This window comes from Argonema antarcticum A004/B2, assembly GCF_023333585.1.
In the GTDB taxonomy this organism is placed as follows: Bacteria; Cyanobacteriota; Cyanobacteriia; order Cyanobacteriales; family Aerosakkonemataceae; genus Argonema; species Argonema antarcticum.
Genome location: NZ_JAIQZN010000007.1, coordinates 39,267 through 52,013 on the forward strand (window position 1 = coordinate 39,267; position 12,747 = coordinate 52,013).

Below are 12,747 nucleotides of genomic sequence, written 5' to 3' on the forward strand. Positions count from 1 at the left end.
AAATCTAAAATTATCCGATTGGTGGAATTTTTGCCAATATGCCTTTTTTCAGTGGTTCGGGTCGCTCAGACCAAGGGAGGGAACCATCTGGTTTGGCATAATATTGAGTGGCACATTCCAGTATGGCAGCTGCGCTATCTTGAACTGGTAAATTGCCAAATAGGTAGGTGTATTTGCCAGGAGCGGCGAAAGAGACGGTACAGGAATGACTGCACGCGCTCATACACTGAACTTCTTGAATGGGAAAGTTATCTTTTAAATCCCAGTTTTGGTGGAGTTCGCTTAGGTGTTCTAACAGTTGTTGACCGCCGCTTTTTCCTTCTGGTTTTCCCTGTTTCCAAACAGTGGCACAGGTTTTACAAACAAACAAATTGTGTTGCATCTTTACTGAAATCTCTCTGCTGTACGTTGTCGCAATCCCAGTCCTAATACTAAGCCAATTCCGATTATGCCCGTAAAATAAGCTAGGGCAATTAATCGCACTGATAGGGGAGGCGCTATGCCTTGTACGGCGATCGATCTCTTCAATTGCAAAGGTAAAAATTCATTGGATGCACGATTTTTGTCAGTAAATTCTACCTCTACTTGGTGGGGTGCGCCATCGAAAAATTGATGATTCCATTCAAATTTACCCTTGGCATCTGTCGTTCCAGTATAGGCAAACGCTACCCAATTATCTTCTAGCGGAATTGTCTTGATTTTAAATGTTAAATTGCTAGCAGGTTTGTTTGTTTTAGTGTCAATTGCTTGAACTTTAAAGTTAGCAAGTTGACCTACTGTGGCGTTGTTATCTCCAGTTAATTCGAGTTTTATTCCTGAAGAATCGGTAATGGCTGCGTTTTCTGTGGGGTGCGAATCTTCATGAGAGTGATGTTCATGAGGCTGAGATTCTGCGAGTTCAGCGCTGATGTTTACGAATAGTAGGGTTACGATCGCAATTACAGTTGCCCCACTCAGCAATAATCGCACTCGTTCCGGCGCTATTTCTCCTGGCTGAATTTTTTGTTTCCCTCCAATTATCCAGCCTCCCCCCAATCCTACCAACAACAGAATCGTGACTAAAATGCCAAAATTGCGCCATTTGACTGGATTTTCAGGAACAGAGAGGGTCAGAGTTTGCTGAATTGGCTTAAATTGATTGGCAACGATGGGAGTAACATTTACCAATAACTGATATTTGCCACGAATCGGCAAAATTTGCTCGACTTGCACTTTGCCACTAGGAGCAATAGTTTCAATATCGAGTAACTTCGTTCCCTCCACTATGGGGAAATCGGTACTAAACCAGGGATTTTTAGGCGGCGTGAGAATAGTGAGGTGAATTTTGGCAGCTTTTAGGGGTTTACCAGCTGCATTGAGCGCTTGTAGCGTTAGACGCACTGGCAATTGAGGTGTTGTTGCTTCTGCTTCAAAGGGTAACAACTGCCCTACAGGTGGTTCCGTTGTCAATTTTACTGTTGGTTGGGGGGATTGTGCTATCCCTGCCCCACTCAACCGCAAAGAAGCTAGCGCCATCAATGCGATCGCAGCTATCAAAATATTTTTGTTTTTTCTCATTTGTTCCTTGTCAGTTATTAGTTGTCATTTGTGGAAATTCCTTCCCAAAAACCAAGGTTTTGCCCCCCCAGTCCCCCAAATCTAGGGGTAAGCTATTACGCATCTAAATCCAATACAAAGACGGGCTTTCCTACCCATCCCACAAGAATTTCAGAAAAACTGACGGTCATTTTAGATGCGTAGCAGCTTAACAGGACTGATAGCCCCCAAAATCTGGGGGGCTAGGCGGGCGAAAAGCATAAGTCCTAATGACTAATGACAACTAACTGTCAAAGTTTGGTGACGCAGAGAATGCAAATTGTTATGCGCTGGCGGATAGGTGGAGAAATAGACCGTCCAGAGTATCGCAGAGGAGAGGGATAAGTAGAGTGTCGCTTGTACAGGGCGCGATAAAGTCAAACTTATCGCTTTTTTTCCGATAGAAATAGAATGAGCAGTCATCCGTACCTCGCAGATGTTTTCAGGGTTGATGTTCATGTCGGCAGGCATTCTGACTTAGATACCAAAAGGGATGGTTTCATAACAGTTGCGGGACAGCGACGGACTTTCACCGTTCTTTCCCCGTTACCTCTGGTAGCTGTTCCCCACCAGAACCGACTGGATTTCGGTATTGTATCGCACTACTTGTGCTTTCCGAAAGGGGAAAGTACTTTCAGGTAGTGTGGGCGATCGCGCGATCGCGCCCTTGTGCTTTTGCTTGATAGAGCGCTTCGTCTGCGGCTGCAATCAGTTTACCAGGAGAGGATTGATGCTCAGGAACGGTGCTGGCGACTCCGAAACTGAGCGTAATATACTTGCTTACGCCAGACTTGGGATGGTCAATTTCCAAAGCTGCTATCTTGGAGCGGATCTCCTGGGCTACGCAAACCGCCCCATTAGCATCGGTGTTGGGCAGAATCACGGCAAATTCTTCGCCGCCGTAACGGGCTACCAGATCGGCAGGGCGTCTGGTAGCTTGAGCTAGAGCCTCGGCAACTTTCTGCAAACAGATATCTCCTGCTATATGACCGTAGGTGTCGTTGTAAGCTTTAAAAAAGTCTACATCGCAAAGAATCAGGGAAAGCGACTCTTTATCCCGTGCCAGCCGCCGCCACTCAGAGTTTAGGTATTCGTCAAACCGACGACGATTTGCTACCTGGGTTAAGCCATCTAAAGAAGCTAATTGCAGCAGCTGTTGATTCACTGCTACCAACTGTTGGTATAGTTCCGCTTGCTGAAGTGCGATCGCCACTTGCGTTGCCAGTTGCTTGAGCAGGTCTATCTCCCACTCTTGCCACTGTCTAGACCGAGAACATTGATGAGCCGACAGCAGCCCCCAAAGATGAAATGGGGGCGTAGGTGAGGGAGGGAAGGAAACATCGCTCTCCCGCTCTTTTGCCCTCTCGCTCTCCTGCACAAAAGCTCCCCTGCTCTCTTTTACAATGGGAACCACCAAGTTGGCTCTGATCTGAAACTGAGATAGTAAGTTGATGTGACACCGATCCAAAGAAGCGGTGTAGATATCCTCAATAGCCTGGACGCGACCTTCTCGGTAACGGTGGACATAACTTTCTCCAAAGCAGGGGTCTATAATTGCTGTTTGCAGAATGGTAGTCCAGCCAGGGCCAACAGATTCTACCGCCACAACCCCACTCCAATCGGCGTTAAAACGATAAATCATCACTCGATCGGCCTTGAGAAATTGTCGCACTTCTGCGACGGTGGTATTGAGAATTGTGTTTATGTCCAACGACTGACGAATTCGCAAGGAAATTGCTGCCACAAGCCGCTCCCGCGCCATTTGGTGTCGCAGCGACTCTTCGGTTTGCTTGCGATCGCTAATGTCCCGCAGGATAATTGTCCAGACGGTTCCATCTCCCACATCCATCTGGGAAATAGAAGCTTCAGCTGGAAACTCGGTGCGATCTTTGCGCCGCAACCAAATTTCCCGGCGCCCTCCCATTTTTGGCCTAACATCAGTGGATTGCAACAAGGTAAAGATGTGCTGGCGATGAGCTGTGGTGAAGCCAGAAGGCAAAAGCAGGTCAATTGGCTGGTATAAAACCTCAGCGGCGGTGTAACCAAAGATTTTTTCTGCACCTTGGTTGAAAAGTTGAACCCGCATTTGTTCGTCTACCGAGATAATGGCATCCTCGGCGATATTGAGAATTCCAGCCAGACGAGCTTGCGATAACCGCAGTGCCGCCTCTATTTGCTGGCGCTCCTGAATTTCCCGTTCTAATTGCTTGTTGGCTTGCGAAAGTTCTGTTGTCCGTTCGTCAACTACTTGCTGCAAAGCTTCTATGGAGGCATTGAGTTCGATCGGATCTAGCGCTTCCAGCATACTGGTTTGAGTGATTATACATATTTATTTGGGCAACTGTAAGAGCCCCATACTCTGAGTTTTTAAGGTTCAGGTTGACTGATGACCAGCATTTGCGGCTTTGCCACCTGGTATCATATTATGAGATATTCTCTGTATGCTATCAAAAATTAGTGCAAGTCCTCAGAAAAATCAGATCGGATCGTTTGCAGCGTGATCGGGTATTTAGTGGGACACTTTCCTAAGTTGATGCGTCTTATATGGAACTATCAAGAATAATTCAGCTTCAGCATAACTGTAAATGCCAAACATGAAGAAACTCACCCATTTGTTCAGGGCACCTAGAACTATAATCTTGAGCTTATTGCTAGTAGCGGGGATCTTAATAGCCGGTTCAGTGCCGGTGTTTGGCGGTGGGGCTCCACGGCTGAGTCAAGAGCCTTATTTGGAAGTAGTCGAGGTTAGCGGCAACGTAAGTTATGGTTACGAACCTCTGAAAGCTTTGCAAGGACGCCCTGCAAAAGTGGGCGATCGCCTCCGCCGATCGGGAGAAGGCATCACCACTGGTAATGGCTCTAGCGCTAAACTGGCGGTAGATAATGGCATTGGCAACCTTGACGTTTCAGAAAACACCAATGTCCGAGTTAAAAATCTCAGCCGAGGTCGTAATGGTTCCAATACCACGGATCTGGCAATGAATAGGGGACGAGTGCGAGCCAAAGTTCGCAGCTTTACCAACCCTCAATCGCGCTTTTCCATTCAAACACCAGGTGGGGTTGCCGGAGTGCGCGGTACAGAGTTTGTGGTTGAAGTTCTGCCCAACGGCGAAACGCGGGTTATTACTGTGGATGGGATAGTCGCAGTCAGCGCTGCCGATCGAACCCAAGCGGTCAGTAAGGGCTATGCTTCTCTTATCGTACCGGGAAACCCTCCTACAACCCCCAGTTTGATATCTGGAAATGTCCGAGTCAGCTTACAAATTTTGCCAGCACCAGATACTGGTAAAGTTCGGGTGAGTGGATCTGTTAATCCAATTAATTCGGTTTTTCTCAACGATCTGCCTGTAGATGTTAGTCCTACGGGTTTGTTCGACACTGTTGTTCCACTTCCAACCAATGGTCTTCTGAGGTTAATGGTTCGCAATCCCTTGGGCGAAGAACAAGTTTATGAACTGGTAGCTCCTTAGAAGGATAATTGCTGATTTCAGATTTAAAATTGTTTTTTTTCCAATTTTAAATCTGAAATTTAAAATATAAAATCTTAAATTTATTATAAATTACCTGTTCTTTATGGTACATAAAAGCTGGATTCAGCGTCTGCGGCGTTATTTTTCCAATAGCTCTCCCTGCCTTACAGGTGGAGTTGCGGCGCTTTTATCTATAGGAATTTTGCATCTAGGCGGCTGGGAACGCCTGGAACAAATTGGCTATAATAAGCTGTTTCAAATTCGCGAAATAAGTATTTTGCCTCATCGAAACTGGGATGAGAGAATTGCAGTAATTGCGATTGACGAAGCAAGTTTGGAGAAATACGGTCAATTTCCCTGGCAGCGGACTCGCTACGCGCAACTATTGCAAGCGCTGGAAAAATCTCCGCCTGCTGCGATCGGTTTTGATGTAAAGTTTATCGATCCAAGTTCATTTGATGCCCAATTTGCTTCATCGATCGCAGCTAACGGTAAAGTCGTACTAGCTAGGGCTTGGGATAATCAAGGTAACCTCCTCGAACCCGTAGCAGAATTAGCAGACGCAGCCGCTAATCAAGGTCAGATATACCACCAAGTTGACGCCGATGGCGTTACCCGCTCGGCGGCAATCTGGATAAACGGGCCAGAAGATTCTATCCCTGGGCTTGGCCCTGCTCTGATTGAGGTGTACAACCTCAACAATCCAAACCAACCAGTATCTTTCACTGGGCCAGTTAAAGGAGAGGAATTACAAAAAGTTTGGCTCAATTGGCCGGGAACGGTTAAATCTTTACCAAATGTGCCGCAGCTAAAATCACCACCCACTTATTCTTTTGTTGATGTTGTGGAAGGTCGGTTTGAACCCAAAGATTTTGCAGGTAAATTTGTTTTAGTTGGCTTTACTGCCACAGGTTTAGCAGATCCGTTGCGGACGCCCTACAATTTAGAACCGCCAACGTCAGGAGTCTATTTCCATGCTGCGGTAATTGATAATTTGCTCAATCACCGACTGCTGCAAAGACTGCCAAAGACGATGGAAATTGGGCTGTTACTTTTGCTCGGCCCAGGGACAAGTTTGCTGCTGTTCCATCGAGATTTGAAGGGAAGAATTGCGATCGTATTTTTGTTGCCGATAACTTGGTTAGTCATCGCTTTAATGGGGTTCAGTTTTGATCGATGGTGGATTCCCATTGCTGCACCGCTTGGCACAATCTTGTTAGCTGCAATCGGCGTGCAACTGGGAGAACAGTACGAAAGGCAACAACTGATGAACCTGTTTGAAAAGCACGTTGCGCCGGAAACGGCTAACTTGATTTGGCAGCGTAAAGACGAGATTATCGACGAGGGTGAACTGCAAGCCCAAGAACTGACAGCAACTGTTTTGTTTATGGATATTAGAAGTTTCACCACCATATCAGAAAAACTTTCTCCCCGCGAGTTGCTTAGTTGGCTAAACCAGTATTTGGATGCGATGACTGACTGCATTATGGATCGTGGCGGTGTCGTGGATAAATACATTGGTGATGCGATTATGGCCGTTTTTGGCGTACCCTTTCCCCACACCGAACCTGAAGAAATTCGACAGGATGCGATGAATGCGATCGCAGCCAGTCTCGCCATGCACGAACGCCTCAAACAGCTAAACAAGCGTCTGAAAGCAGAAGATAAGCCGGTAATTCAGTTTGGGATTGGCATTCACACAGGCCCACTGATCGCCGGTAGTGTAGGCGGTTCTAGACGACTGAATTATTCTGTGATTGGAGATACTGTTAATGTAGCGGCCCGATTGGAGGCGATGAATAAAGAGTTAACTACTGACAAACCTTATAAAATACTCCTCACAGGCGAAACTTTTGATTATGTGAGCGATCGCTATCTTGCTGAAGAAGTCACAACCATCCAACTCCGGGGACGCCAGCAAGAGACGATTATTTACACGATTTTAGGGGAAAAATGAGGTTAGAGGAAAGTAGGGTGCTTTAGGCACAGCCGTAACGCACCATCCTAGTCTTTTCGGCTCATTCGTACTTAGTATGCTAAATTAGTAGTAAAATGCTAGTCAATATCCTATGTACTCCCACCCAAGTTTTTGGGGTAAATCGCATACCGATGGGCAGTCGGGAATTAACGTCTGTGGAGATAACTTCCTCAAAGAGAGATAAGCAACAGGTTAACTATTTACCATCAAGATTAATAAAAAAGATGTTAAATCCCCAAAATCACCTGCGTAAGTTCCGTAATCGCTCCCTAATTAATCTAAAACTCAGTGACTGGACAATTAAATCCAAACTGCAAGCGTTGCTCCTATTAGTTAGCCTCGGTTCTGTAATGGTAGTTAGTGGGATTGGTTGGTATCAAACACAAGCCACCCTCAGAAACAAAATCGCCGAGCAACTTGAAGGTATCAGCAACACCAAAGCCGAACAGTTTGAGTCGTACTTTGAAAATTTGAACAGCCAAGTGGGGATGCTGGCAGCAGACGGCAACATTGTGAAAGCGATGGTAGAGTTGAATGCAGGTTACCGCATCTTGGAGAGCAACTTTATTCCCCCCGAATGGGATAAAGCTTTGGATGCTTACTACAACGAAAAATTCTTTCCTCAGTTGCAAAAGAATCTATACCCTGAAGTACTGAATCCCAGCGTCTATATTCCCACCGCACAAGCGGCTCGCTATCTCCAGTATTACTATATTGCTTCTAATCCAAATACACTCGGCAAAAAAGACAAGCTCCTCGATGCTGGTGATGGCAGCGATTACACCAAAGCTCATGCCAAATATCAAAAAATCTTTGCAGGGATTGTCCAAAAATTCGGTTATTACGATGTATTTTTGATTAATCATAAAACAGGTGATATAGTCTATTCCTATTTTAAAGAAACAGATTTTGCCACTACTAGACTACAGGGTTTTTATTCCCAGAGTTCACTAACAAGTTTAGTGCAGGCAGTCCAGACAAATCCGACACAAGGTAGCATTCAGGTTGCTGATTTTAAACCTTACCGTCCCTCTTATAATGCTCCAGCCGCTTTCATAGCAACACCCATTTATAGCGGTTCTAACATGATTGGCATCTTGGCAGTGCAAATTCCCATTGAAAAGATGGACAAAGCTATTAGCCGGAATAATAATTGGGAAGGCAGTGGTTTGCAGAAAACGGGGGAAGCTTATTTAGTTGGGCCTGATTTCCTAATGCGATCGACATCCCGTTTTTGGGTTGAAGACCCCAAAAAATATCAAAATGTTGTTCGTAACATGGGGACTGACAAGAGAACTCTCGAACTGATGGAGAACTTCAACACTACCATTGCTTTACAGAAAATCAACAGTCCAGCCGCCAAAGCCGCCTTAGAAGGGCAACAAGGTATGATGGTAAACCGCAACTATCGGGGGGTAGAGGTATTGAGTTCCTACGCTCCTTTGCAGTTGAACGGGTTAAATTGGGCGATTCTGGCAGAAATAGAGGTGGGGGAAGCTTATCGTCCGCTTTACAACTTACAGGTAATTTTGCTGATTGCGGCGGCGCTTTTCTTACTGGGGACGGCGTTTTTAGCGGAAGTTGCAGCCAGGATTTTTACCTCTCCCCTGCGTCGCTTGACTGAAAACGCTCGGAAACTTGTTGCTGGGGAACTGGATGGGGAAGTTGAGGTAAAGTCACAAGATGAGTTTGGGGAATTGGCAACAGAGTTCAAACAGGTAGCGAACAAATTACGCCAAACAGAGGAAGATCTGGAAATCAACAAGCAGGAGAACGATATCCTGTTGCACAATATTCTACCCAGAGCGATCGCCGATCGCAGAAAACAAGGAGAATTGCTCATTGCCGACAGCCTCAAGCAAGTAACCATCCTGAATGCTCATCTGGCAGGTGTTGCTGAGTTGAGCAAGCAAATGTCACCCACAGAGGTAACAGAACTCCTTACCAGACTATTTGATGAATTTGACAAAGCAGCAGAACATTTTGGCGTAGAACGGCAAAACACCATCACTACAGATTACGTAGCGGTGTGTGGACTCACCCAAGCCAGATTTGACCATAGCAAACGAACTGTTGATTTTGCCCTAGCCATGTTAGACATTATCCAACGCCGGGAGAATGGTCGTCGTAATTTTGCTTTGGGTTTACGCATCGGCATTCATGCAGGTCCGATCGCAGCAGGGGTAGTCGGAACCGAGAAATTTAGTTACAGCATCTGGGGGGAAACGGTATATTTGGCAAGCCGTTTACAGAGCCAAACTGAGTTGAACTATATTTTACTAACTCAGAGCGTGTACGAACGGGTAGCAGATAGCTTCACATTCGTGCAGAACCCATCGGTGAATATTGAAAACTTAGGAAATGTACAAACCTGGACGTTGGTAACCGCCAAAAAGTTGGTTACGAGTCAGGTGGACTTGGTTCAGTCATCCTTCGCCAAAGTGAAGCCCATCGCTGATAAGGCTGCCGAACTATTCTACAACCGACTGTTTGAATTAGAACCTTCTTTTCGTCCTTTATTTAAGGGAGATATGAAAGAACAGGAGCGTAAGCTAATGGCTACGCTTGCTCTCTGCGTGGAAGGTTTACGTCACCCAAATAAGATTATCCCCGTCGTCCAGAAGTTGGGTCGCGACCATGCGGGTTTTGGTGTCAAGGCTGAATACTACGATATTGTCGGCGAGGCGTTGCTGTGGACATTAGCGCAAGGATTGGGTGAAGAGTTTACTACGCCAGTGCGAAAGGCATGGGAAGAAGCTTACGCATTCCTGAGCGAAATTATGAAAGAAGCAGCAGCAGAACTTGAGTTGGAAAAGATAGGTGTATAAAACAAAATTCTCATTAATTGAAAGCGGCTGAAACATACTTAGTACTCACTGTTCATTGTTCGTAAAAAACTCTCATGGATAAATCACTTCTGGGATGGCTATTGCTTTTGGGTCTGGGATTCCCATTGTTGAGTATATTACTTGGTGAAGCATCCTCAAGATTGGAACGGCAGCAGCACCCCTTAGCAGTCGGTCTGCGTCAGGTGCGGGAGTATTTGTTACCTCCCTTAGCCGTGCTATTGGTAATGCGGCAGGTTTTAAGCGTCGCTGACAAAGATTCCTGGGCACGTTTGGTAGAAACATTAACTTGGGTTGCCGTTATTGTGGCGGGACTTTCTTTAATCAACGCTCTGTTGACCACAAAAAAGCAACCGATCAAATGGCAAATTCATGTACCTAACCTGTTCTTTCAGATCGCTAGGGGTGTAGTGATCCTAGCAATTGGCTATCAGATTATCAATGGAGTTTGGAATATAGATTTGAGTGGCTTGGGTTCCACTGTGGGGTTAGCTTCAGCAGTAATTGCCCTAGCGCTGCAAGATACCCTCAGTAACCTGGTGTCAGGATTACTGCTGCTATTTGCTAAACCGTTTAGAACGGGTGATTGGATTGAGGTAGATGGAAAGGAAGGGCGGATAGTTGAGCAAAATTGGTGGTCGGTCACTATTGGAACTCCTTACTTTAAAATAAACGTTCCAAATGGGGAGTTGTCCAAGGCAAGCATTATCAATTACGGTCAAGGGGCAATCTGGAAAAGTATTTCTGTCAGTTTTTCTTACAACGACTCTCCTAATGTGGTAGTTCCAGCACTAAATAGCTTGGTGGAGGGCATAGATGCGATCGAATCTGAAGGTTTTGCTGAGGTTAGTTCCTATGGAGACTCTAGTATCACTTACGACCTTTCATACAAAATAGTGCCGGAAGAAGATGAGGACGTTTCTGGACAACTTAAATCCCGGCTTTATTATCTGACCAAGCGTTATGGCTTTACTATGCCTTATGCGATGAAAGCGCAGTACAGTCTGAATGCGACGCAAGGGATACCGAGCAAGATTCCGCAAGTAGTTGAGAATCGCCAACAGGAAGTGGCAACTTATTTGCGATCGCTGCCTTATTTCTCGACCCTTAATGATAATGAGATTGAGAAACTGGCAGAAAGAGCTAGATTTAAAGCCTACGGTAAGGGTGAGTTAATTATTCAGGAAGGTAAGGAAGACGAAGGACTTTATGTTATCTTCAAAGGCACGGGACAGGCTTACCTAAAAGACGAGCGAGGTGACCGCAAGATAGTGGATCGACTTGAAATTAACAAAGCATTTGGTGAAATGGCTATCTTTCCAGGAGAGGTAAGTCCAGTTACAGCTGTTGCTGATGAGGATGTTGAGGTTGTGGTGATTCCAGCGGACGAGATTATCGAAGCGATCGAATCTAACAACAAATTTGCCTCAGAGATTCTTCAGTATATCGAAGAACGGAAAAAGATGGTTCGACTTGCCAAAGGAATCAAAGATGGAGCGAGTCCATTAATTAGTAACAATGGTCGGCGGGTGCGAGCGGGATCATGAAGATAATCAGAGCCAAGGTTTATAAGATTTGCTTATTTTTGAGCGGCATGGTTTTAGTATTGACAGCCTGCGCCTCAGAGTCAACAACCTCAAAAGCGAAGATTGACGATCGAGCCAGTGCGGACAACACCTCAACAGAAAACTTAGGTATTCAACAGGTCGAGAGTAAATTAGTTAAACTCCCCTCAACCGAAGGCTCAGCTAAACAGGGTATTGTGCTGCCGGAAGTAAATCCTCTGGAACTGGAGGGAACACTGGCGATATCAGGATCTCCGGTAGTTTTGCCGATTAGTCAGGCTCTTGCTCAACGCTTTATCCAAGACGGCTACCCCAACAAGATCGCGCTCTCTGCTATTGATACCAGAGTTAGTTTCAAGCTACTTTGTGAGGATAAAAAGGTAGATATTGTCAATACGGTTCGCCCGATTACCAGTGAGGAGTTAGCCACCTGTGCTAAGTCAGGTATTAAGCCAATAGGCTTTCCAATTGCCATTGATGCAGTCACCATTGTAGTTAGTTCTCAGAATAAATTCGTCCCAAACAGTCTGACCCGCGACGAACTGGCAAAGGTATTCACTGTCGAAAAATGGTCAGATGTGAATCCTAAATGGCCAACGGAAGTGATTAAACGCATTATCCCAGCTGGGGTTAGTACTGGAGGCTCAGTTGACCTGTTTTCCCAAGCTATTCTCAAGGGAAATATCAGCCAAATTATTAATGCTCCCAATACGATATTTTATGACTTTGTAGAGCAGTTGCACTCAGAAGCTTTAATCAATCCCTACATGATTGGCTTTTTAGAGTATGGCTCCTATATACAAAACAGAGATAAGCTGAAGGCGATCGCTATTGATACAGTAGATCCTTTCCTGCCAGCATATCCTCTCACTCGTTCTTTGTACATTTATGCAGATGCCAAAGCGATTCGGAAACGACCCGAAGTAGAGGGGTTTGTTAATTATTACTTGACTTATGTGAGCGAAGAAGTTTCTAGTCTGGGCTACTTTCCCATCAAACCAACCGTGTTGAATGAGTCAAAAACTAAATTTTTGCAAGTGAAGGATAATAAGGAGTAGTTTAGCCATAATTGACGAATCCAGGACTTACGCATTAGCCCCCCCGACCCCCCAAACCTGGGGGGAGAAAAAACTTATTCCCCCCAGATTTGGGGGGTTAGGGGGGCTAAATCAGGATTTTTGCGTAAGTCTTGGAATCAAATTTTCTATTAAAAAAATCATAAAGGTGACTGGATTTTACCAGTCACCCCTATTTATAGCTAGGGACTAGGGGCTAAGAGTGCTAGGGGCGAGCGTTGAGGGAAGAGGGAAAAG

General features: G+C 45.5%; 8 protein-coding genes and 1 riboswitch. Of the genes, 5 read left to right on the forward strand and 3 right to left on the reverse strand.

Features of this window, described 5'->3' with window-relative positions; genetic code table 11:
• Nucleotides 1-10: 10 nt before the first annotated feature.
• The 3 genes from LAY57_RS04660 to LAY57_RS04675 form a co-directional block, all read right to left on the reverse strand.
• Nucleotides 11-382, reverse strand: coding sequence for a DUF1636 domain-containing protein (locus tag LAY57_RS04660; protein WP_249065138.1), 372 nt, complete (start codon nucleotides 380-382; stop codon nucleotides 11-13).
• A gap of 2 nt (nucleotides 383-384) precedes the next feature.
• Nucleotides 385-1,557 carry a hypothetical protein gene (locus LAY57_RS04665; protein WP_249065139.1) on the reverse strand — a complete coding sequence of 391 codons (1,173 nt, stop codon included), beginning with the start codon at nucleotides 1,555-1,557 and terminating at the stop codon, nucleotides 385-387.
• Nucleotides 1,558-2,020: 463 nt separating this feature from the next.
• Nucleotides 2,021-2,170: riboswitch (cobalamin riboswitch) on the reverse strand.
• A 39-nt stretch (nucleotides 2,171-2,209) separates the two neighbouring features.
• On the reverse strand, nucleotides 2,210-3,880 hold the full coding sequence (locus tag LAY57_RS04675; protein WP_249065140.1) for a sensor domain-containing diguanylate cyclase: 1,671 nt from the start codon (nucleotides 3,878-3,880) through the stop codon (nucleotides 2,210-2,212).
• A gap of 334 nt (nucleotides 3,881-4,214) precedes the next feature.
• Here LAY57_RS04675 and LAY57_RS04680 point away from each other — a divergent pair, with 334 nt between their 5' ends.
• The 5 genes from LAY57_RS04680 to LAY57_RS04700 all read left to right on the forward strand — a co-directional run bounded on the left by LAY57_RS04680 (nucleotide 4,215) and on the right by LAY57_RS04700 (nucleotide 12,492).
• Nucleotides 4,215-5,045: a FecR family protein gene (locus LAY57_RS04680; RefSeq protein WP_249065141.1), complete on the forward strand. Its 831-nt coding sequence runs from the start codon at nucleotides 4,215-4,217 to the stop codon at nucleotides 5,043-5,045.
• A gap of 103 nt (nucleotides 5,046-5,148) precedes the next feature.
• Nucleotides 5,149-7,002: a CHASE2 domain-containing protein gene (locus LAY57_RS04685; protein ID WP_249065142.1), complete on the forward strand. Its 1,854-nt coding sequence runs from the start codon at nucleotides 5,149-5,151 to the stop codon at nucleotides 7,000-7,002.
• A gap of 95 nt (nucleotides 7,003-7,097) precedes the next feature.
• Nucleotides 7,098-9,851 carry an adenylate/guanylate cyclase domain-containing protein gene (locus LAY57_RS04690; RefSeq protein WP_249065143.1) on the forward strand — a complete coding sequence of 918 codons (2,754 nt, stop codon included), beginning with the start codon at nucleotides 7,098-7,100 and terminating at the stop codon, nucleotides 9,849-9,851.
• 74 nt (nucleotides 9,852-9,925) lie between these two features.
• The gene (locus LAY57_RS04695) at nucleotides 9,926-11,416 is read left to right on the forward strand and encodes a cyclic nucleotide-binding domain-containing protein (RefSeq protein ID WP_249065144.1); all 1,491 of its coding nucleotides are present in this window, start codon (nucleotides 9,926-9,928) and stop codon (nucleotides 11,414-11,416) included.
• The gene (locus LAY57_RS04700) at nucleotides 11,413-12,492 is read left to right on the forward strand and encodes a PstS family phosphate ABC transporter substrate-binding protein (protein WP_249065145.1); all 1,080 of its coding nucleotides are present in this window, start codon (nucleotides 11,413-11,415) and stop codon (nucleotides 12,490-12,492) included. The genes LAY57_RS04695 and LAY57_RS04700 overlap by 4 nt, the downstream gene beginning before the upstream one ends.
• Nucleotides 12,493-12,747: the final 255 nt, after the last annotated feature.